This window comes from Rhodococcus sp. 105337 (genome assembly GCF_012844225.1).
Lineage (GTDB): Bacteria > Actinomycetota > Actinomycetes > Mycobacteriales > Mycobacteriaceae > Rhodococcus.
In genome coordinates this window covers 150,318-170,648 of sequence record NZ_JABAGQ010000002.1, presented here as the reverse complement: position 1 = coordinate 170,648, position 20,331 = coordinate 150,318, and the positions used below count along the sequence as shown (strand labels likewise).

General features: G+C 67.7%; 22 protein-coding genes. 15 read left to right on the top strand and 7 right to left on the bottom strand.

The features are described from left to right. The first annotated feature begins 42 nt into the window (after positions 1–42). The 5 genes from HF886_RS04505 to HF886_RS04485 all read left to right on the top strand — a co-directional run bounded on the left by HF886_RS04505 (position 43) and on the right by HF886_RS04485 (position 4,137). A complete protein-coding gene (locus HF886_RS04505; protein WP_169619826.1) occupies positions 43–1,683 on the top strand; it encodes an acyl-CoA carboxylase subunit beta in 1,641 nt (546 codons plus the stop codon). A gap of 174 nt (positions 1,684–1,857) precedes the next feature. Beyond that, positions 1,858–2,202: an acyl-CoA carboxylase epsilon subunit gene (locus HF886_RS21370; protein WP_169619827.1), complete on the top strand. Its 345-nt coding sequence runs from the start codon at positions 1,858–1,860 to the stop codon at positions 2,200–2,202. Position 2,203: 1 nt separating this feature from the next. Beyond that, entirely contained in the window at positions 2,204–2,866 is a 663-nt protein-coding gene (locus tag HF886_RS04495) for a Maf family nucleotide pyrophosphatase (protein WP_169619828.1), read from the top strand. A 43-nt stretch (positions 2,867–2,909) separates the two neighbouring features. Then, a complete protein-coding gene (locus HF886_RS04490; protein ID WP_169619829.1) occupies positions 2,910–3,494 on the top strand; it encodes a hypothetical protein in 585 nt (194 codons plus the stop codon). A 1-nt stretch (position 3,495) separates the two neighbouring features. Next, a complete protein-coding gene (locus tag HF886_RS04485) occupies positions 3,496–4,137 on the top strand; it encodes a DUF6308 family protein (RefSeq protein ID WP_169619830.1) in 642 nt (213 codons plus the stop codon). Positions 4,138–4,144: 7 nt separating this feature from the next. On the opposite strand, the gene HF886_RS04480 is transcribed toward HF886_RS04485, so the two are convergent. Next, complete coding sequence (locus HF886_RS04480) at positions 4,145–4,513, bottom strand: PLD nuclease N-terminal domain-containing protein (protein ID WP_169619831.1); 369 nt, start codon at positions 4,511–4,513, stop codon at positions 4,145–4,147. 113 nt (positions 4,514–4,626) lie between these two features. Continuing rightward, a complete protein-coding gene (locus HF886_RS04475) occupies positions 4,627–5,025 on the bottom strand; it encodes a group III truncated hemoglobin (RefSeq protein ID WP_169619832.1) in 399 nt (132 codons plus the stop codon). 63 nt (positions 5,026–5,088) lie between these two features. Here HF886_RS04475 and HF886_RS04470 point away from each other — a divergent pair, with 63 nt between their 5' ends. The 7 genes from HF886_RS04470 to HF886_RS04440 all read left to right on the top strand — a co-directional run bounded on the left by HF886_RS04470 (position 5,089) and on the right by HF886_RS04440 (position 11,601). Further along, the gene (locus HF886_RS04470) at positions 5,089–5,982 is read left to right on the top strand and encodes a sulfurtransferase (RefSeq protein ID WP_169619833.1); all 894 of its coding nucleotides are present in this window, start codon (positions 5,089–5,091) and stop codon (positions 5,980–5,982) included. Further along, positions 5,979–6,392 (top strand): SufE family protein, encoded by a 414-nt coding sequence (locus tag HF886_RS04465; RefSeq protein WP_169619834.1) that lies wholly within the window; start codon positions 5,979–5,981, stop codon positions 6,390–6,392. The genes HF886_RS04470 and HF886_RS04465 overlap by 4 nt, the downstream gene beginning before the upstream one ends. 22 nt (positions 6,393–6,414) lie before the next feature. Next, positions 6,415–7,866, top strand: coding sequence for a condensation domain-containing protein (locus HF886_RS04460; protein ID WP_169619835.1), 1,452 nt, complete (start codon positions 6,415–6,417; stop codon positions 7,864–7,866). Positions 7,867–7,986: 120 nt separating this feature from the next. Beyond that, complete coding sequence (locus HF886_RS04455) at positions 7,987–9,777, top strand: acetyl/propionyl/methylcrotonyl-CoA carboxylase subunit alpha (protein WP_169619836.1); 1,791 nt, start codon at positions 7,987–7,989, stop codon at positions 9,775–9,777. Between the two features lie 233 nt (positions 9,778–10,010). After that, complete coding sequence (locus HF886_RS04450; protein ID WP_169619837.1) at positions 10,011–10,820, top strand: MHYT domain-containing protein; 810 nt, start codon at positions 10,011–10,013, stop codon at positions 10,818–10,820. 9 nt (positions 10,821–10,829) lie between these two features. Then, positions 10,830–11,231: a DUF1707 domain-containing protein gene (locus HF886_RS04445; RefSeq protein WP_169619838.1), complete on the top strand. Its 402-nt coding sequence runs from the start codon at positions 10,830–10,832 to the stop codon at positions 11,229–11,231. Between the two features lie 10 nt (positions 11,232–11,241). After that, a complete protein-coding gene (locus HF886_RS04440; RefSeq protein ID WP_169619839.1) occupies positions 11,242–11,601 on the top strand; it encodes a VanZ family protein in 360 nt (119 codons plus the stop codon). Positions 11,602–11,653: 52 nt separating this feature from the next. On the opposite strand, the gene HF886_RS04435 is transcribed toward HF886_RS04440, so the two are convergent. From HF886_RS04435 to HF886_RS04425, 3 genes are all read right to left on the bottom strand, one after another. Next, complete coding sequence (locus tag HF886_RS04435) at positions 11,654–12,478, bottom strand: tyrosine-protein phosphatase (RefSeq protein ID WP_169619840.1); 825 nt, start codon at positions 12,476–12,478, stop codon at positions 11,654–11,656. A 48-nt stretch (positions 12,479–12,526) separates the two neighbouring features. Further along, on the bottom strand, positions 12,527–13,864 hold the full coding sequence (gene lat, locus HF886_RS04430; protein ID WP_169651672.1) for an L-lysine 6-transaminase: 1,338 nt from the start codon (positions 13,862–13,864) through the stop codon (positions 12,527–12,529). 68 nt (positions 13,865–13,932) lie between these two features. Beyond that, on the bottom strand, positions 13,933–14,382 hold the full coding sequence (locus HF886_RS04425) for an Lrp/AsnC family transcriptional regulator (RefSeq protein ID WP_169619842.1): 450 nt from the start codon (positions 14,380–14,382) through the stop codon (positions 13,933–13,935). A 36-nt stretch (positions 14,383–14,418) separates the two neighbouring features. Between HF886_RS04425 and HF886_RS04420 the strand changes: the two genes are divergently transcribed. After that, positions 14,419–15,921: an aldehyde dehydrogenase family protein gene (locus HF886_RS04420; protein ID WP_169619843.1), complete on the top strand. Its 1,503-nt coding sequence runs from the start codon at positions 14,419–14,421 to the stop codon at positions 15,919–15,921. A gap of 16 nt (positions 15,922–15,937) precedes the next feature. On the opposite strand, the gene HF886_RS04415 is transcribed toward HF886_RS04420, so the two are convergent. Together HF886_RS04415 and HF886_RS04410 are read right to left on the bottom strand one after the other, a co-directional pair. After that, positions 15,938–16,870, bottom strand: a complete 933-nt coding sequence (locus HF886_RS04415) for a hypothetical protein (protein WP_169619844.1) — start codon at positions 16,868–16,870, stop codon at positions 15,938–15,940. 54 nt (positions 16,871–16,924) lie between these two features. After that, the gene (locus HF886_RS04410; protein WP_169619845.1) at positions 16,925–17,182 is read right to left on the bottom strand and encodes a Rho termination factor N-terminal domain-containing protein; all 258 of its coding nucleotides are present in this window, start codon (positions 17,180–17,182) and stop codon (positions 16,925–16,927) included. Between the two features lie 124 nt (positions 17,183–17,306). Here HF886_RS04410 and HF886_RS04405 point away from each other — a divergent pair, with 124 nt between their 5' ends. Both HF886_RS04405 and HF886_RS04400 read left to right on the top strand, forming a co-directional pair. Further along, positions 17,307–18,851: an AMP-binding protein gene (locus tag HF886_RS04405; protein WP_169651671.1), complete on the top strand. Its 1,545-nt coding sequence runs from the start codon at positions 17,307–17,309 to the stop codon at positions 18,849–18,851. Between the two features lie 37 nt (positions 18,852–18,888). Continuing rightward, positions 18,889–20,247, top strand: coding sequence for an FAD-linked oxidase C-terminal domain-containing protein (locus tag HF886_RS04400; RefSeq protein WP_169651819.1), 1,359 nt, complete (start codon positions 18,889–18,891; stop codon positions 20,245–20,247). The last annotated feature ends 84 nt before the right edge of the window (positions 20,248–20,331 follow it).

Below are 20,331 nucleotides of genomic sequence, written 5' to 3'. Positions count from 1 at the left end.
CGGCGCGGCACAGGCATGTGACGCTCGCTAAGCTGACTGCCCATGACCACTGTCCAGGAGCCCTCCGCGTCCGAGGCGGCGAGTACGCCCGATATTCACACCACCGCCGGCAAGCTCGCCGACCTGCGCAATCGTCAGGCCACGGCTCAGGCTCCCGTCGGTGAGGCCGCCATCGAGAAGGTGCACGCCAAGGGCAAGCTGACCGCCCGCGAGCGCATCACCGCGTTGCTCGACGAAGGTTCGTTCGTCGAACTCGATGCTCTCGCCCGCCATCGCAGCACGAACTTCGGCCTGGCCGAGAACCGCCCCGTCGGCGACGGTGTCGTCACCGGCTACGGCACGATCGACGGCCGCGACGTCTGCGTCTTCTCTCAGGACGCCACGGTCTTCGGTGGCAGCCTCGGTGAGGTCTACGGCGAGAAGATCGTCAAGGTCATGGATCTCGCGGTCCGCACCGGTCGTCCCCTGGTCGGTATCAACGAAGGTGCCGGCGCGCGCATCCAGGAAGGTGTCGTCTCGCTCGGACTGTACGGCGAGATCTTCCACCGCAACGTGCAGGCCTCCGGCGTCATCCCGCAGATCTCCCTCATCATGGGCCCCGCCGCGGGCGGTCACGTGTACTCCCCCGCGCTGACGGACTTCGTCGTCATGGTCGACAAGACCAGCCAGATGTTCGTCACCGGCCCCGACGTCATCAAGACCGTCACGGGCGAAGACGTCACGATGGAAGACCTCGGCGGCGCACACACCCACATGGTCAAGTCGGGTGTCGCGCACTACGTCGCAGAGGGTGAGCAGGACGCGCTCGACTACGTCCGCGACCTGCTGTCGTACCTGCCGAGCAACAACCAGGCTGCTGCCCCGCGTAGCGCCCCGACCGATCCGATCGACGGCGCGATCGAGGATTCGCTCACCGACGAGGACCTCGAGCTCGACACGATCATCCCCGACTCGGCGAACCAGCCGTACGACATGCACGAGGTCATCCGCCGTCTCCTCGACGACGACGAGTTCCTCGAGGTCCAGGCGGAGCGCGCCCGGAACATCATCATCGGCTTCGGCCGCATCGACGGCCGCAGCGTCGGCATCGTCGCCAACCAGCCGACCCAGTTCGCAGGCTGCCTGGACATCGACGCCTCCGAGAAGGCCGCCCGCTTCGTGCGCACGTGCGACGCCTTCAACGTCCCGATCATCACGCTCGTGGACGTCCCCGGCTTCCTGCCCGGCACCGAGCAGGAGTTCAACGGCATTATTCGCCGCGGCGCGAAACTGCTGTACGCGTACGGCGAGGCGACGGTCGGCAAGATCACCGTCATCACCCGCAAGGCGTACGGCGGCGCGTACGACGTCATGGGCTCCAAGCACATGGGCGCCGACGTCAACCTCGCGTGGCCGACCGCGCAGATCGCCGTGATGGGCGCATCCGGAGCCGTGGGATTCGTCTACCGCAAGCAGCTCAAGGACGCCGCCGCAGCCGGCGAGGACGTCGATGCGTTGCGCCTGCAGTTGCAGAACGAATACGAGGACACCCTCGTCAACCCGTACATCGCGGCCGAGCGCGGATATGTCGACGCGGTCATCCCGCCGTCGCACACTCGCGGGCAGATCGTCTCCGCGCTGCGACTGCTCGAGCGGAAGATGGTTTCGCTCCCGCCGAAGAAGCACGGAAACATTCCCCTGTGACGGTTCGCGACGGAGTGCGTGCGCGTCCCGCCGGTGACACCGGCGGGACGCGGTCGCGCACCCGTCGCCACGACCCGAACGGCGTAGCACGCCGCAGGTGGCGTGCGATGACCTCAACGAGAGGACCCACATGACAGCGACCCAGTTCGCGGCAGCGCACGCGGGTGGCGCGCAGTGACCGCGACGGCAGAGGACAAGATCATCACCGACGCGGAGTTCGACGAAGCGACCGACGCCGCGCTCGGCGAAGCCACCGACGGGCAGGCTCCCGAACCGGCCGGCCGGCAGTCCCCGGCGGAAACGCCGGAGCCTGCCGCAGAACCGGCCGTCGCTCTGCGCATCGTCAAGGGCAACCCCTCCGACGAGGAGGTCGCGGCCCTGGTCTCCGTGCTCGCGGCGGCTGCGGCGTCCGTGGCTCCCGCAGGAGACACCACGCCGGCCGAGACATGGGGCGACCCGACGCGCATGCACCGCCAGCGGGCTCCGTTCTCCCCGTACTCGTACCCGAACCGGCTCTGACGTGCCGCGCTTGGTGCTGGCGTCGGCTTCCCCGGCCCGCCTGTCGGTGCTGCACGCGGCCGGAGTCAAGCCGCTCGTCCACGTCTCCGGTGTGGACGAGGACGCCGTCGTCTCGGCACTCGAGCCCGGTACGGCCCCGGCGGCCGTCGTCACAGCACTCGCTCGCGAGAAAGCCGCTGCGATCCTGCCGGTCCTCGAGGAAAGCGGACTCAAGGACGCGGTGGTCATCGGTTGCGACTCGATGCTCCTCGTCGACGGTGTGCTGCAAGGCAAGCCCGGTACAACCGATGTGGCGCGTGAACGCTGGCACATGATGGCGGGTCGCAGCGCGGAACTGCTCACGGGACACAGCGTGCTGCGGGTCCACGACGGTGAACTCGTTGCCGAGGCATCCGACCACAGCGGCACCGTTGTCCATTTCGGCACCCCGACCGAAGAGGAACTCGAGACCTACCTCGAGAGCGGAGAGCCGCTCGAGGTGGCGGGAGCGTTCACCCTCGACGGTCTCGGCGGCTGGTTCATCGACAGCATCGAAGGCGATCCGTCGTCTGTCGTCGGTATCGGACTGCCCCTCGTGCGCACGCTTCTTGCCCGGGTCGGCATCTCGGTTGCGCAGTTGTGGACCGAGAACGCGGCCATCCCGATCGAGGCTCTCGAAAACTGAGCGAATTTCCGGACCATCCCCATCACCGAATCCGAGGACGGTCATGAACGACATCGCGGGGTCCGCGACCCAAGAAAGCTTCGTCCTGCTGAGCCAGGATCCCTTCTTCGACGTGGTCGTCGATCTGGTGGCCGGGTACCTGGCCTCCGCGTTCGACGATCCGGCGGACCACGAAGTGTCCGGGTGGACGCTGACCTGCCTTCCGTCCGCGGGCAGAACCGCAGACCACCAGCGGCTGTTCACGCTCGCGATCGGCCCGATGGAAGTCCTGCACGTCGAGCGGTACACGGAAGACGGGGAGACCGTCGATTACCGCACGGTGCTCACGACGTCCACTTCCGCGTTGATCCAGCAGACCGGTTCCTCGCTGGACCAGTTGTCGATGCGGTATCCGCTGCTGAAGTTCCACGACTCGGACAACGCCGCCGCGCACGGCGACGCGGTGGTCGTCGACTGGTTTCTCAGCGACGACGGCGCCGACGAACAGTTCTTCGCACTTCCGCTCGACGAGACCACCATCGGCCCTCTGGCCGAGCGTCTGGCCGACCAAGGCGCGGGTCCGTATGAGGAGTATCACAATCGGTGGTTCGCGCAGCACGTCCTCGGCGTCATGACCGAAGAAGCCTGACGTGCCGATCCGGCTGCCCAAGGTGCTCGCCGGCCGGGACGACGCGCCGGCACTCGACGTGCTGGAGCGTTATTTCCGAGTGCCGCTGCGGAAGACCGGCCGGCTCCGGAGCGGCGCGCTCTGGGACGAGTGGGATTCGACCGGCACCCGGCAACGCGACGCCGACGTCTTCACCGCCGACGACCTCGTCGCCGTCACGTTTCTCTCGGTCGAGGTCTCGCCCGACGGCGCCGACATCGTGCTCCGGGAACGCCGCGACGAGTTCGCCGAGTTGCTGGCGGCGATCGGTCCGGACCGCGATCTCGCTGAGGAAGCAGACGAGATGACGCCCCGTTCCCCTGCGTGGCAACTGGAGACGGCGTTGTGGACGGTGCCGAGCATCGGACGCACGGTCGCGTCGAAGCTGATCGCCCGGAAGCGGCCCCGGCTCTACCCGATCTACGATCGCGTCGTGGGCGAGGTGCTCGACACCAAGCAGGCGCATCTCGAGCCGATCCGGCAAGCGTTGCGGCACAACGACGGTGAGCTACAGGCACGCCTCGTCGGGCTGCGGGAGCGGGCCGGATTGCCGGACGCGGTGCCGGCCCTGCGGGTGCTCGATGTGCTCGCGTGGATGCAACTGAAGGCGCCCGTCTCCCACTGAGCGGCGCTCATGCCCCGGCGCCGCCCTCGCGTTCCAGCCGGCGCTTCTCCTGCTCCCTGGCCACGCGGCGTTGCTGTTCTGCGCGTTCGCGGCAGCGCCGGAGGAACTCCTCGTCGGTTTCGGGCTGCTGCCCCGCCTGCCGCCCGGGCCGGTTGTATTCGGGGAACGTCGACGCAGGCCTTTGCGTCCGCGACCGGTCGACCCCGTCCGGCCGTCCGACGAGCAACCACAGCACCGAGCCGACCAGTGGCAGAAGGATCACGACCATCAGCCACAGCGGCTTGGGCAGGTGCCGCACCTCGTGCTCGTCGGCACGGATCAGGTCTATCAGGCACGCCACCCACACGATCATCACGATCAACCCGAAATACGGCATTCCCGCACACCCCTGTATGTCGCCGCCGGCCGCCCCGGATCGGTTCGTCTGTTAAGCACTACCGCGTCTGCTGGTCCCTGCCGTGTCTGCTCGTCACGGCGTCCGCGCGGATATTACGACATATCGACCTTCAGCGAGCGGGCGAGCGACCGTGCCATCGCCTCGGCTTTGATCTTGGCACGGTCGGCATTCGTCCCCGCGAACAGCGCGTCGACGTTCTCGATCCACAACGCGAGCCAGCGCTCGAACCGGGCGGATGTCAGGCCGTGGTGGCCGTGCAGCGCGCGGTGGACGGGGATGAACGCTCCGTCGTAACGCGTGGTGCGGAACAGGATCTGTTCCCAGAAGTCGCCGACGACGACGAGGTGTTCGTCGAGCCCGACGACGGCGAGAACGTCGAATACCGGCGCGAGCAGCGGATCGGCCGTCGCACGCTCGTAGAACCGCCGCACCAGTACGTCGATGTCGGCACGGCAGCCGAGATCGGCGTGGCGGGATCGACTGCGAGTCACGTGCTCGAACGCTACCGCCTAGAATCGACTGCGCACCTGCCACCACTGCCCCAGGAGCTCTTAGTGCCCGTCGCACCCGATAGCAACTCGTCGTTCGCCGCCTACGCGGATCCCGCTCGTCTCGTGTCGACCGAGTGGCTCTCGGCGCACCTCGGGCATCCCGAGATGAAGGTCGTCGAATCCGACGAAGACGTGCTGCTCTACGACGTCGGGCACATTCCGGGCGCCGTGAAGATCGACTGGCATCTCGACCTCAACGATCCGGTGACGCGCGACTACATCGACGGCGAGCAGTTCGCGGCGCTGATGGATCGCAAGGGCATCCGCCGCACCGACACCGTCGTGATCTACGGCGACAAGTCGAACTGGTGGGCCGCCTACGCACTGTGGGTGTTCACGCTCTTCGGTCACGAGGACGTCCGCCTGCTCGACGGTGGCCGCGACGCGTGGATCTCCGAGAACCGCGACACCACCCTCGAAATCCCGTCGGCCACGACGAGCGGCTACCCCGTCGTCGAACGCAACGACACCCCGATCCGCGCATTCAAGGACGACGTCCTCTCCCACCTCGGACGCGTTCCGCTCGTGGATGTCCGGTCGCCGCAGGAGTACACCGGCGAGCGCACCCACATGCCCGACTACCCGGAGGAAGGCGCCCTGCGCGGCGGTCACATCCCCACCGCGGTCTCCATTCCGTGGGCGAAGGCCGCTGCTCCGGACGGACGTTTCCGCTCCCGCGCCGAACTCGACGAGATCTACTCGGGTGTCGACAAGGACGCCGATGTCATCGCGTACTGCCGGATCGGCGAGCGGTCCAGCCACACCTGGTTCGTGCTCACGCACCTGCTCGGTTACCCGCATGTACGCAACTACGACGGTTCGTGGACGGAATGGGGCAACGCGGTGCGCGTGCCGATCGTCCAGGGCGACGAGCCGGGAACAGCGCCGGTCGCATGAGTATTCCCGCACCTCTCGCCGAGATCGTCGACGACTTCGCCGCCGTCGAGGGTCAGGACAAGCTACAGCTCCTGCTCGAGTTCAGCCGGGAACTGCCGCCGCTCCCACCGGAGCTCGAAGAGGCGGCGATGGAGCCTGTGCCCGAGTGCCAGTCGCCGCTGTTCCTCTCCGTCGACGCCGCGGACCCCTCCAGCGTGACACTGCATTTCAGTGCTCCCGCCGAGGCTCCGACCACGCGCGGATTCGCGTCGATCCTGCACCAGGGGCTGGACGGCCTCAGCGCGAAAGAGATCCTCGACGTGCCGGACGACTTCTACTCCGCGCTCGGCTTGGCCGCCGTCGTGAGCCCGTTGAGGTTGCGCGGCATGAGCGCCATGCTGTCGCGCATCAAACGTCACCTCCGCTCCTGAGTCCTGCGGAACCGCGAGTTCGATGCAATTCACCGAGTTGGCCGACTACCCGATCTCGGCGGGGGTCCTGACCGAATGGCTGCCGTGCGCAGAAGACGACGCCTGGCAGCAGGACTCGCGTCCGGCCTCCTACATCCACGAGGCGCACCTGCGGCGTTCGAGTGGCGCCCGTTACGGCGGGGGCCGGGAATCCTGGCTGGGCACCGCTTTCGAGATCGACGGTGAGATCGACACCGAGAAGTTCCGCCGCGCGCTGGAACGGTGGATCGACCGGCACGAGCCGTTGCGCAGCCATACCCGCCTGACCGGATCCGATCGTGCGGAGAGTCCGATCATCCGGCGTACCGCACCCCCGGGCAGGATCTCCCTCCGTTCCATCCGCCACGACCCCAGCGATCCCGACACCATCCGCGATCACCTCCACGGGTTGTTCGACGACTACACGACGCCTCATCTGTGGCCCGCGTACGTCTTCGCGACGCTCGAACGGCTCCCGGGCGACTCGTCCGGGTTCTCCGGCACTGCACCGTGTTTCACGGTTTTCTTCGGAGCCGACCACTCCATCATCGACGGGTATTCGATCGTGTTGGTGGCGCACGAGATCACCGCCCTGTACGAGGAGGAGCGGACGGGCCGCCCCGCCGAACTGTTCCCCGTCGGCAGCTACATCGATTTCGGCGCCGCCGAACGCGACGGTTCCGAGCGACTCGACGACAAGCACGAAGCCGTGCGCATCTGGCAGCACACCCTGAAAGTGTGCGGCGGGCACGCGCCGTCGTTCCCGCTCCCGATCGGCCCTCGCCCGCCGCACACCGTCGCGCAGCAGGGTGCGGTGGAACGCTGGTTCGACGACAAGCAGGCGTCCGTGTTCGCGGCGCGGTGTCAGGACTCGGGCGCGGGTTTCTTCGCGGGCGTACTCGCATGCCTCGGGCAGGCGACCCGAGAATTGGCGGGCGTCGACAATTTCCGTGTCGTCGCGCCCGCCCATACCCGGACGGGCCCGATGTGGGCGGGCGCACTCGGCTGGTTCGTCGGAGTAAGCCCGATCGACCTGGACCTTACGGGCACAACGGATTTCGACACGCTCACCGCCCGCGCCGCGCGCGAATTGCGCCGCACGCGCGCCAGCGCCCGCGTGCCGTTCGACCGCGTCGGCGAACTGCTCGGCGTGCCCATCCGCCCGCGGTTCGTCGTGTCCTACATGGATGTGCGCTTCGTTCCGATGGCCGCCCAGTGGCCGGAGTGGAACGCTCGCGCGCTGCGCAGCCGGAGCTTCGCCCACGACGTCTACATCTGGATCAACCGGACCCCCGAGGGCCTGAACATGTCCGCTCGCTTCCCCGACAATCCGGTCGCGGCCGCCAACGTTCTCCGCTTCCTGCACCGGACACGCGAACTGATGCACGACGTGGTGGCTTCCTCTGCACCGAGCTCCGGAGCCCCTGATCGGGACGTCCCACCTACCGGCGAGTAGCGTTGCACGCTCAGGTGGGCACCGTAATGTGTAGACGCCATCCGGTTACATCGTCTAGCGGATTGGTGCTTAGACTGCCGCTTGACGGAAATAACCTAACGATCGATAGCAGGAGGCTCCGTGCCCAGTCATGCCAGCGCGCAGATCACGAAGGTGCTCGTCGCGAACCGCGGCGAAATCGCTGTGCGGGTCATCCGCGCGGCGAAGGATGCGGGGTACGGCAGTGTCGCTGTCTACGCTGAGCCGGACGCCGATGCACAGTTCGTGAAGCTCGCAGACGAGGCGTTCGCGCTCGGTGGCACCACTTCGGCCGAGTCCTACCTGGTGTTCGACAAGATCCTCGACGCTGCGGCCAAGTCCGGCGCCGACGCGATCCACCCCGGCTACGGCTTCCTGTCGGAGAACGCCGACTTCGCCCAGGCTGTCATCGACGCGGGCCTGATCTGGATCGGCCCCTCCCCGCAGTCCATCCGCGACCTCGGCGACAAGGTCACCGCCCGGCACATCGCCGAGCGCGCGAAGGCCCCGATGGCGGCCGGCACCAAGGACCCCGTCAAGAACGCCGACGAGGTCGTCGAGTTCGCGAAGCAGTACGGCGTGCCCGTTGCGATCAAGGCAGCCTTCGGCGGCGGCGGTCGCGGCATGAAGGTCGCGCAGACCATCGAGGAAATCCCCGAACTGTTCGAGTCGGCTACCCGCGAGGCCATCGCAGCCTTCGGCCGCGGTGAGTGCTTCGTCGAGCAGTACCTCGACAAGGCCCGCCACGTCGAGGCCCAGGTCCTCGCCGATCAGCACGGCAACGTCATCGTCGCCGGCACCCGCGACTGCTCGCTGCAGCGTCGCTTCCAGAAGCTTGTCGAGGAGGCCCCCGCGCCGTTCCTCACCGACGACCAGCGTGCCCGCATCCACGCTTCGGCCAAGGCGATCTGCAAGGAGGCCGGTTACTACGGCGCCGGCACGGTCGAATACCTGGTGCAGGGCGACACCGTCTCCTTCCTCGAGGTCAACACCCGACTGCAGGTCGAGCACCCCGTCACCGAGGAAACCGCAGGCATCGACCTGGTGCGCCAGCAGTTCCGCATCGCCAACGGTGAGGAACTCGAGATCAAGGAAGATCCGACTCCGCGCGGCCACTCCTTCGAGTTCCGCATCAACGGCGAGGACGCCGGCCGTGGCTTCATGCCCGCCCCCGGCCCCATCACCGTCTACCGCGAGCCGACGGGCCCCGGCGTGCGCGTCGACTCCGGTGTCGTCCAGGGCGACGTCATCGGCGGCCAGTTCGACTCGATGCTCGCGAAGCTGATCGTCACCGGCGAGAACCGCGAGCAGGCGCTGCAGCGCGCGGCACGCGCGCTCGCCGAGTTCGAGGTCGACGGTCTGGCCACCGTCATCCCGTTCCACCGCCACATCGTCGAGAACCCCGCGTTCGTCGGCGACGGCGAGAAGTTCGACGTCTACACCAAGTGGATCGAGAACGACTGGGACAACACCATCGAGCCGTTCACCCCGGGTGGTGCGGTCGAGGACGAGGACGAGGTCCTGCCGCGTCAGAACGTCGTCGTCGAGGTCGGCGGACGTCGCGTCGAGGTGTCGCTTCCCGGCCAGTTCTCTCTCGGCAGCGGCGGTGGCGCCCCCGGCGTCGTCCGCAAGAAGCCGAAGGCCCGCAAGCGCGGCGGCGGCCAGGGTGGCAAGGCATCCGGCGACGCGGTCACCGCGCCGATGCAGGGCACCGTGGTCAAGGTTGCCGTGACCGAAGGACAGGAAGTCGCCGAGGGCGACCTCATCGCCGTCCTCGAAGCCATGAAGATGGAGAACCCCGTCACGGCGCACAAGGCCGGCGTCGTCACCGGCCTCACGGTCGAGCCGGGCTCCGCCATCACGCAGGGCACGGTCCTCGCCGAACTCAAGTAGCACCAGCACGTCTCGAGGGGCCCCCACACCGCATCGTCGGTGCGGGGGCCTCCGTCATATGCGCACGTGACCGGTTCCACACCTCGCCGTGGGACTTCGGACCTATCGGCGTGGGGCATTGTGACCTATTCTCTTCGAGACTGTCGGGGTCGTTGTCGCTGTCCAATCCATGCGCGGCACGCAGCCCCTGCATGCCGTGGAGGGGCCCGTGCCGCCCTCCGTCAAGGGGACGTATGTCGCACGAACTCCACCACTTCTCCATGGGAATGTGGCTCTTCGCTCTCGGCTGGTTCGCCTCAGCCGTCGGGTGTTACGCAGGTTTGACCTGCGCCCGCCACGCCACGCGGGTCGCCCGGTCCCGGGCACGCTGGACCTTCCTCGCGAGCGTCGCGATCGGCGGCGTCGGCATCTGGCTGATGCACTTCATCGGAATGATGGGCTTCTCGCTTCCGGGATCGCCGGTCAGGTACGCGTTGGCGCCGACCCTGCTCTCCGTCGCTCTGGCGATCGGCGCGACATGGTTCGGACTGTGGATCCTGCAGGCGGATGTGCGACGGTTGCGGTCGTGGTCGCCGGGTGAACGACTGGCCGTGGGAGGCGTGGTGATGGGCCTCGCGGTCGCGGCCATGCACTACGCCGGAATGTCGGCGGTGCGGGTACAGGGAGAACTCGAACAACAGAGTCCGTACATCGCTGGATCGGTGCTGATCGGGGTGGTCGCCTCACTCACCGCGCTGTGGCTGTCGGGTGCGGCGGAGAGTGCGGCGATGCGCGTCGTGGCGGCGGCCGTCATGGCCTCCGCGGTGGTCGCGCTGCACTACACCGGCATGGCCGGGGTGGCAGTGCACGTGCTGCCGGACGCGCCCGAACCCACCGGGATGACCGTGATGTCGCTGATGTTCCCGGGGTTCATCGCAGGTTTCGTCGTCCTCGGCGCGATCGTGCTGCTGCTGCTGGCGTCACCGAGCCACGATGATCTGCGCGCCGAGGCCGAGATCGCAGCCTGGGATTCGGGCACGCCCCGCACGTCCGATCTCCACTAGTCTGGACCCATGGGCGAGCGTCCCGAAGTACGTATCGGAACGGCCGAACGCGAAGAAGCCGTGCAGCTGCTCGGTGACCACTTCGCGGCCGGCCGGCTCACGCTCGACGAGTTCGACGAGCGTGTGACTCGCGCGACGGAAGCCCGGACCCGCGGCGACCTGGTTCCGCTGTTCCGCGACCTGCCGTCGGCGCCGGCAGCCCTGGTGCCCCCACCAGCCCGCGAGAATCTCTATCTGAACCTCGTGACGCTGGTCCCGCTGGTGCTCGTCGCGCTGCTGATCCTCGTCGCGATCCGGCACCCGATCGCGATTCTCCTCGCGCTCGTCGCCCTCTGGATGCTGGGGCGCAGGGCGTACCGCCTGGTCACGGAATGGCGAGCCTCGGACCGGCCGCCCGGCGGTGCCGACTAACGTTGGCGCCATGCCCCCTTTCGCCTGGCAGCGAGTGCTGCCACTCGTGGTTGCCGTCATCGCGGTCACGGTGATGCTTCTCCTGCCCGGCGACACCACTCCCTCGGGGCCACCGCATTCCGACAAGGTGACCCACGCGCTCATGTTCGCGGTGCTGGCGTACTGCTCCCGCTTCGCGCGCTTCTCCCCCGCGATCACGCTGGTGGGGCTGGCCGCGTACGGAGCTCTCACCGAGGTGTTGCAGGCGACCGTCGCCGTGCGGCGTTCGGGATCGGTCTGGGACTGGTGCGCCGACCTCTTCGGCATCCTTGTCGGCCTCGCCGTCGCCGAGGCGCTCCGCCGCCGCACCCGCGCAGCGCGCGCACGCTGAAACCGTTTGCGGCACCGGCCTGTTCGTCAGGTACCGCCTGCCCGGCGAACGCTCACTCCTGCGGGGCCACGAGGCGGTCGCGCAGAGCCTGCAGCGCGGTGTCGCTGAGACCGAGGCCGGCCGCGAAATACCCTTCGATGCTGCCGTACCGGGTCAGCGCCTCGTCGATTGCGGTTTCGAGGTACTCGCGCCGCACACCGAGAATCGGAACGAGGATGTCCGGGTCACCTCCCCGTTCGGCGAAGCGGGCGAACATCGTGTCGAAAGCGGGCAGCAGCATGTCGTTGGTACGCAGGTACTCGGCGAACACCGCATCCTCGTCGGCGCCGGCGAACAGGAGCAGGGACGCTGCGGCCCACCCCGTCCGGTCCTTCCCCGCGCTGCAGTGGACCAGCGCGGGAACGTCGCCCTGCGCCATACCTTCCGCGACAGCGCGATACGACGCGAGAGCGCTCGGCAACGTCACGAAGTCCCGGTAGCTCCCCCGCAGATATTCGACGGCGCGGCCGTCACCGAACGCCTGGGCGGCCAGTGCGGGATCGGCAACGATGTCGGGAAGTGCTGCCGCGATGGACCCGTTGTTCCGGTCGGCGAGGACGTCGAGGGCGAAGTGCCGGGCGTGCGCCGGAAGCTTGTCCGGACGCAGCTCCTGCTCGGCCGCGGTGCGGAGGTCGAAGACGTTCGCGATGTGCAGCGCCGTGAGTGTGTCGAGATCGGTCTCGGTGACCCGGCTCAGGTCGGTCGAGCGGTACACCACCCCGGTACGAACCACGCCACCGTAGGAACTCGCACACCCGCCGATGTCGCGGAAGTTCGCCAGTGACGGGATCGCGAAGGCGGTGTCCGCAGCGGCCTCGCTGCCCAGTGCATCGGTCATGTCGACAACCTACGGCGTTGCGCTCGGAACCGGAAAGCCCCGCACGGCTCAGGTGTGGCGCCCGAGGACCCGGTCCACGGCGGCGAGCGCCTCGTCGAGTTCGGCTGTCGTGACCGTCAGCGGGGGCCGGAATCGGATACCGCGGGTGCCGGTGCCGATCATGAGGACGTGCTCGTCGCGGTACAGGTCGCGCAGCACCGCGTCGCGCATGTCCGGTGACGGCAGGGTCAGCGCACACATCAGCCCGCGGCCCCTCGGCTCCGTCACCGCAGGACGGCGCGCGGCGAGTTGCTGCACTCCGGCCAGCAGATGCGCCCCACGGGTGCGGGCACGCTCGATCAGTCCGTCCCGTTCGATCACCTCGAGGATGCGGCGGGCACGCACCATGTCGGTGAGATTGCCACCCCAGGTGGAGTTGAGACGAGAGCTCACCGTGAAGACGTTGTCGGGCACTTCGTCGATCCGCCCGCCGGCCATGATCCCGCACACCTGCGTCTTCTTTCCGAATGCCACGAGGTCGGGAGCCACGCCGAACTGCTGATAGGCCCAGGTGGTGCCGGTGAGTCCGACACCGGTCTGCACCTCGTCGAACACGAACAGCGCGTCGTTGGCGCGGCACAGATCCGCCATGGCCCGGAAGAACTCCGGACGGAAGTGGTGGTCGCCGCCCTCCCCTTGGACGGGTTCGGCGATGAAGCACGCGATGTCGTGGGGGCGCTCGGCGAATGCGGCGCGCGCCTGGTCGAGCGCGCGATCCTCCGCCGCGGCGATGTCGCGGCCGTCGCACAGATAGGGCGCGTCGATTCGCGGCCAGTCGAACTTCGGGAAGCGTGCGGTCTTCACCGGATCGGTGTTGGTGAGCGACATCGTGTAGCCGCTCCGCCCGTGGAACGCCTCGGTCAGATGAAGTACCGAGCCTCCGAGGCCGGGGTCGAGTCCGCGGGACTCGTTGAGGCGGCTCTTCCAGTCGAACGCGGCCTTGAGAGCGTTCTCGACGGCGAGCGCACCGCCGTCGACGAAGAACAGGTGCGGCAGGGCCGGGTCCCCGAGGACCCGGGCGAAGGTGTCGACGAACCGGGCCATCGGCACCGTATAGATGTCGGAGTTGCTGGGCTTGTTCGGTGCGACAGTGCAGAACTCCTCTGCGGCACCGGGGTCGTCCGCGAGCGCAGGATGGTTCATGCCCAGCGCCGAGGACGCGAAAAACCCGAACATGTCGAGGTAGACAGTGCCGTCGCGCTGGTCGACCAGTCGTAGGCCGCGTGAGCGTTCGAGGTCGAGGACGAGGTCTGCTCCGTCCGTGAGCAGGTGCTGCCGCAGTACGTCGTGAACGCGGTCGGGAAGGAGGGATCCGTCACTGTCCGGGCGCCGGAGTGCAGTACTCATACCGGGAACGATACGTCAGAACATTCAGTAAAGGGTCTTCATTACAAGAAATTTACCGGCGTTTACCGTCACCGCTCGTAAAATGTTTGGAGAATGACGGTGCTCCGGGTTGCCACGTTCGCGGTCGCACGAATTTGCTGAAGCAGATGTTCGAGCGCGCGCGGCGAGGCGACACGCACGAGGAGGATGTAGCTTTCGTCCCCGGCGACCGAGTGACAGGATTCGATGGCGTCGATATGGCGCAATCGCGCCGGTGCATCGTCCGGCTGAGACGGATCAAGAGGGGTGATGGCGACGAACGCCGAGAGCGCGAGTCCGATCGCCTCGGGATCGATTCTGGCGCTGTACCCGCGAATGATGTCGCGCGACTCGAGGCGTCGTACCCGGGATTGGACGGCGGACACCGACAGGCCCGCCTTGTCGGCAAGCGCGGCCAAGGTGGCCCGCCCGTCGGCTTCCAATTCGCGCAACAGCAATCGATCGATCTCGTCCAGCGCGTCTTTAGGGGATTCCGGCACCCGCGCAGATTATCCGAGCACGAAGGGACCACACCGATGAATGCGACCTCCGACCTCCGCACCCGAGCAGAGGCGGCCCTGAGCCGTTGCGGAGTCGAACTTCCGCAGGACGGTGTCCTCGGCGTCACGAGCCCGGTCGACGGCACCGAACTCGCTCGACTTCCCCTCCACTCGGCCGAAGACGTCGATCTCGCCATTTCGACCGCCGCAAGCGCGTTCGAGCAATGGCGACACGTGCCCGCCCCGGTTCGCGGACAACTCGTCCGACGTCTCGGCGAACTCCTCGTCGAGCACAAGAGCGACCTGGCAGCACTCGTCACACTCGAGGTCGGGAAGATCCCGTCCGAGGCGGCCGGTGAGGTTCAGGAGATGATCGACGTCTGCGACTTCGCCGTCGGGCTGTCCCGCCAGTTGTACGGGCGGACCATGCCGTCCGAACGTCCGGGTCACCGCCTGATGGAGACATGGCATCCCCTCGGTGTGGTCGGTGTCATCTCGGCGTTCAACTTCCCGGTCGCGGTGTGGTCGTGGAACACCGCGATCGCGCTCGTGTGCGGCGACCCGGTGGTGTGGAAGCCGTCCGAGACCACGCCGCTCACCGCGCTCGCGTGTGACGCACTCCTGCGGCGCGCTGCCGCCGATGTGGGCGCGCCCGACGGCCTGCACCACGTGCTTCTCGGCGACTCCCGCGTCGGAGAAACCCTTTCCGACGATCCGCGGATCGCGCTCGTCAGCGCAACCGGGTCCGTGCGGATGGGGCGGGCGGTTGCTCCCCGCGTCGCCGCTCGATTCGGCCGGTGCCTGCTCGAACTCGGAGGCAACAACGCAGCGATCGTCACTCCGTCGGCCGACCTCGACCTCACGGTGCGCGGCGTCGTGTTCGCCGCCGCGGGTACCGCCGGGCAGCGGTGCACGACACTCCGGCGGCTCATCGTGCACCGGTCGATCGCCGACACGCTCGTCGAGCGGCTCGCAACCGCGTATTCCGGCTTGCGCGTGGGAAATCCGTTCGACGAGGGAGTCCTCGTGGGTCCGCTCGTCTCGGAGAAATCGTACGAGGCGATGCGCTCTGCTCTCGATCGCGCCGCTGCCGACGGCGGCGTTGTCGTCGCCGGCGGCGACCGTGTCGACGTGTCCGGGAAGGGGGTCTACGTCTCCCCCGCACTCGTCCGCATGCCGGGCCAGACCGAGGTCGTACGGGAGGAGACGTTCGCACCGATCCTGTACGTCCTCACCTACGACGACCTCGACGAGGCGATCACGCTGAACAACGCAGTCCCCCAGGGGCTGTCGTCGTCGATCTTCACCCTCGACCAACGGGAGGCCGAGCAGTTCCTCTCCCGCTCGGACTGCGGTATCGCGAACGTCAACATCGGTACCTCCGGGGCGGAGATCGGTGGTGCGTTCGGCGGTGAGAAGGAGACCGGCGGCGGCCGCGAATCGGGTTCGGATTCATGGAAGGCGTACATGCGCCGCGCCACCAACACGGTGAACTACTCGAACGAACTCCCGCTTGCCCAGGGTGTCGAATTCGGCTGAGCCCCAACGGCGGATCTCAACCGCGGTCCCGGCCCTTCCGCGGACGGATCCTCAGGAGTTCGGGCACGTCGACGGTCTCGTTTCCGGCCAGCGGGTCGTCCCCTCGGCGGGCGAGCACGCGCGAGACGGTCTCGACACCCGACAGTGCCGTGGCCGCTTCCCGCGCGACCGACTCGTCGTACACCTCGAACCACGGATACCCGCGCTCGGTGTACTCGCGCGCGGTGATCGGCTCGGTCGGCGGCGCTGTTCCCGTCAGGGTTTCCCACTGCACGCTGTTGACCAGCGCAACGTGCGCAGCCGAGCGACGGCCCGTGTCCCATACGCCGCGTTCTTCCACCGGCGTCGCGACGCGCTGGGTGATCGAACCGCCCGCGCCGAGTCCCATGCCGGGCGGCGGAGGCGGCGCGAAGGTCATCATGTGCTGCCGGTCGTCGGTTCGCGCGCGCCGCCGCTCGTACACGTCGGCCCTCATCGGGGACGCGGCGATCCGGATTCCCCCGGTGGCCGGCCCGCGACCGAGTTGTTCCTCGACGGTGTACCCCGCACCCAGCGGCATCGCCACGAACTGGCGGACCAGTCCGCCGTCCACACAGAACCCGTCGAGCCAGGGTTGTTCCGGGACCTCGAAATAGTCCTCGGCATCGAAATCGGGTTCCGGCGTCCAGGGCCCGCCCGTCACCGCGTCGACGTCGCCGGTTCCGACCTTGACGAGAAACGGATAACGAGTGTCGAACTTGATCCAGCAGGCTTCGGACTGCCATACGGGCAGGACGATGTGCTCGTCCAAAACACGTAGAGGAAAGGTGCCCAGGCTCGGTGGCAGCGGGTAGCGCTTCCCGTCGTCCGGCACCCGGACGGTGCGGTGGAACGAGACGGCCAGTTCGGCTTCCCCGTGTACTTCGGGGAACTCGAAGTACAGGGTGTCGCCGTCCACGCTCAATGCCATGCCTGCCCCTCTCGCGGGCCGGGGGTGGCCACGCGAGTCCAGGTTGCCTTCCCGTCAGTGGTTGCGCAACGCGTCCACGAGTTCGTTCTTGCGCATGCTCGAGTAACCGCTCAAGCCGAGTTCTTTCGCCCGCTTCTTCAGGTCGTCGACAGTCCAGTCGTCGTACGACCCGGACTTTCCGCCTCGCTTCCCGACCTTCGACTTGCCCTCGGCAGCGGCAGCGTTGGAGATCCGGGCAGCTTTCTCCTTCGACGCGCCGTCGTCCCGCAACTCTTCGTACATCTTTTCGTTCTTGATCGACGAGTTCGGCATCGTGCTCTCCTTTCGATGTGTGCGGGGTATACCCGTCCGTTCCCACCTACACACGTCCCGGCGCAATGCCCCGACGCGGAGCAACCGTGTGGCGTACGACACATCTTGTGGTAGACCGGGGACCATGTACCCAGGGAACTTCGTCGCGACCACCCCCGACAAGCCGGCCATCATCCGGCCCGCGACGGGCGAATCGCTCACCTACCGGGAACTGGACGAACTCTCTATCCGGCTGGCGAAGCATCTGCGCGCCGCCGGCCTGGCGCCCGGCGACCATCTTGCGTTGATATCCGACAACGACCTGCGCGTCATGGAGGTGTACTGGGCAGCACTGCGTTCCGGCCTGTACATCACCGTGGTCAATCGGCACCTCACTCCCGACGAAGCGGCCTACATCGTCGACGACTGCGACGCGCAAGCCCTGGTCGTCTCGGCACACGCCCTGTCGGCGGTCGATACGTCACCCGGGGCGTACCCGGGAGTGGCCCACCGCCTCGTCTTCGGCGGGTCGCTTCCCGGCTTCGACGACTACGAGGATGCGCTCGCCCGCCACGATCCGTCACCGCTCGACGACCAGCCTCGTGGCCGGGACATGCTGTATTCCTCCGGCACCACCGGGCGGCCGAAGGGAATCGAACCGGCTCTGTCCGTGGGCCAGGTGCAGGACGTCCCCGACCCGTACACCGCGGTGTTCGCGCCCATGTACGGGTTCGACGACACCACGGTCTACCTGTGCCCCGCCCCGCTGTATCACGCTGCGCCGCTCCGGTTCTGCGGCACCGTTCAGTCTGTCGGCGGCACCGTGATCCTGATGGACCGCTTCGACGCCGAAGAAGCGCTCGCCCTGATCGAGAAGTACTCGGTCACGGCCTCCCAGTGGGTGCCGACGATGTTCGTGCGGATGCTGAAACTGCCGGAGGAGACGCGGGCGAGATACGACGTCTCGAGCATGAAGGTCGCGATCCACGCGGCCGCACCGTGCCCACCGGAGATCAAGCGGGCGATGATCGAGTGGTGGGGCCCGGTGATCCACGAGTACTACGCGTCCACCGAAGGTGCGGGCGCGACCTTCATCGACTCCGGGCAGGCGCTCGCGCGGCCCGGGTCCGTGGGGCGCGACGGCGTCATGGGCATCGTCCACATCTGCGACGACGAGGGAAGCGAACTCCCCGCCGGCGCGATCGGGACAGTGTGGTGGGAACGCGACGAACACCCTTTCCGATACCACAACGACCCCGAGAAGACCGCAGCGGCAACACATCCCGACCACCCGACCTGGACGACGAGCGGGGATATCGGGTACCTCGACGACGACCGCTTCCTCTACCTGACCGACCGCGCCGCCTTCATGATCATCTCCGGCGGCGTCAACATCTACCCACAGGAGTCGGAGAACGTCCTCACCCTGCACCCGAAGGTCTACGACGTGGCGGTCATCGGCGTGCCGAACACGGAGATGGGCGAAGAGGTCAAGGCCGTCGTGCAACTCGCAGACGGGGTCACGCCGAGTCCCGAACTCGAGCAGGAACTGCTCGAGTACGTCCGCGACCGCGTGTCGCACTTCAAGGCACCGCGCAGTGTGGACTTCTCCGACGACCTGCCGCGCACACCCACCGGCAAGCTGGTCAAACACAAGTTGCGTGCCCGCTACGTCCCGGCGGCGGGGTGACGAGATGTCCACCGAACAGGAAACCGGACTGCCTGCGATGCCGCTGACCGAACTGGCCGCCGCGTTGCCGCAGGGCGCACTGGTCACCGACCCTGACATCCTCGCCGGATACCGCCACGACCGTGCGCAGGACCCGGACGCGGTTGTGCCCGCCGCCCTGGTGCGCGCCACGTCGACCACGGACGTGCAGGCCACGCTGCGGTGGGCGAACACCCATCGCGTCCCGGTGGTGCCCCGGGGAGCCGGCACGAGTCTGTCGGGCGGATCCGGCGGCATCGCCGGGGGCATCGTGCTGAGCACCGAGAAGATGCGTGCGCTCACGGTGGACACGACCACCCGAACCGCAGTTGCGCAGCCGGGGCTCCTCAATTCCGAGGTCAAGCGGGCAGCGGCCGAGCACGGTCTGTGGTACCCGACGGACCCGTCGTCGTTCGAGATCTGCACGATCGGCGGCAACGCCGCGACCAACGCCGGCGGCCTGTGCTGTGTGAAGTACGGGGTCACGTCCGATTACGTCCTCGGTCTCGAGGTCGTGCTGGCGGACGGTACCGCGGTGCGATTGGGCGGCCCGAGACTCAAGGACGTCGCCGGCCTGTCCTTGACGAAACTGTTCGTCGGCAGCGAAGGCACCCTCGGCGTCATCACGGAGGTGACGTTGCGACTGCTTCCGCCGCAACCACCGGCGTCGACGATGGTCGCCACGTTCGGGTCGGTCCAGGCCGCCGCCGACGCGGTCGTCGCGATCACCGGCATGCTGCGGCCCGCGATGCTCGAATTCATGGACCGGACCACGATCGGAGCGGTGGAGGACATGCTCCGGATGGGTCTGGACCGCTCCACGGAAGCGATGCTCATCGCGCGTTCCGACGTACCGGGCGCGGCCGCGGCCGCGGAGATCACGCTGATGGCGCAGGCATGTCGCGACGCCGTTGCCGACGAGGTGTTCACCACCGACGACGCCGCGGAGGGGGAAGCGTTTGCGGCCGCCCGCCGGATGGCGATCCCCGCGGTGGAGCGCACCGGCAGCCTGCTGCTCGAGGACGTCGGGGTTCCCCTGCCGGCTCTTCCCGCGCTTGTGGAGGGGATCGCCGCGCTCGCGGCGGAGCACGATGTGACGGTCGCGGTCATCGCTCACGCGGGGGACGGCAACACCCATCCCCTGATCGTCTACGACCCCGCCGACGACGAGATGGCCGTGCGAGCACAGGCGGTTTTCGGAAAGATCATGGATCTCGCGATCGAACTGGGCGGCACGATCACCGGGGAGCACGGCGTGGGCCGCTTGAAGAAGGCATGGCTTCCCGACCAGGTCGGCCCTGATGTCATGGCTCTGACCAGGCAAATCAAGAATGCGCTGGACCCTCGGTCGATCCTGAACCCGGGGGTGGTGCTGTGACCCGGACGCAGCCCCCCGGGCGTGGGAACGCGTCGATTCCGGCCTTGCACCCGGATCGGCCCGTGAACGGCCATAATCGTCGCG

Excerpts from the sequence above, each read along its gene's own strand:
- HF886_RS04420 (WP_169619843.1), top strand. The coding sequence starts at position 14,419 with ATGAATGCGACCTCCGACCTCCGCACCCGAGCAGAGGCGGCCCTGAGC.
- HF886_RS04435 (WP_169619840.1), bottom strand. The coding sequence starts at position 12,478 with ATGACCGATGCACTGGGCAGCGAGGCCGCTGCGGACACCGCCTTCGCG.
- HF886_RS04445 (WP_169619838.1), top strand. The coding sequence starts at position 10,830 with ATGGGCGAGCGTCCCGAAGTACGTATCGGAACGGCCGAACGCGAAGAA.
- HF886_RS04415 (WP_169619844.1), bottom strand. The coding sequence starts at position 16,870 with ATGGCATTGAGCGTGGACGGCGACACCCTGTACTTCGAGTTCCCCGAA.
- HF886_RS04490 (WP_169619829.1), top strand. The coding sequence starts at position 2,910 with ATGAACGACATCGCGGGGTCCGCGACCCAAGAAAGCTTCGTCCTGCTG.
- lat (WP_169651672.1), bottom strand. The coding sequence starts at position 13,864 with ATGAGTACTGCACTCCGGCGCCCGGACAGTGACGGATCCCTCCTTCCC.
- HF886_RS04505 (WP_169619826.1), top strand. The coding sequence starts at position 43 with ATGACCACTGTCCAGGAGCCCTCCGCGTCCGAGGCGGCGAGTACGCCC.
- HF886_RS04460 (WP_169619835.1), top strand. The coding sequence starts at position 6,415 with ATGCAATTCACCGAGTTGGCCGACTACCCGATCTCGGCGGGGGTCCTG.
- HF886_RS04450 (WP_169619837.1), top strand. The coding sequence starts at position 10,011 with ATGTCGCACGAACTCCACCACTTCTCCATGGGAATGTGGCTCTTCGCT.
- HF886_RS04410 (WP_169619845.1), bottom strand. The coding sequence starts at position 17,182 with ATGCCGAACTCGTCGATCAAGAACGAAAAGATGTACGAAGAGTTGCGG.
- HF886_RS04465 (WP_169619834.1), top strand. The coding sequence starts at position 5,979 with ATGAGTATTCCCGCACCTCTCGCCGAGATCGTCGACGACTTCGCCGCC.
- HF886_RS04480 (WP_169619831.1), bottom strand. The coding sequence starts at position 4,513 with ATGCCGTATTTCGGGTTGATCGTGATGATCGTGTGGGTGGCGTGCCTG.
- HF886_RS04400 (WP_169651819.1), top strand. The coding sequence starts at position 18,889 with ATGCCGCTGACCGAACTGGCCGCCGCGTTGCCGCAGGGCGCACTGGTC.
- HF886_RS04405 (WP_169651671.1), top strand. The coding sequence starts at position 17,307 with ATGTACCCAGGGAACTTCGTCGCGACCACCCCCGACAAGCCGGCCATC.
- HF886_RS04440 (WP_169619839.1), top strand. The coding sequence starts at position 11,242 with ATGCCCCCTTTCGCCTGGCAGCGAGTGCTGCCACTCGTGGTTGCCGTC.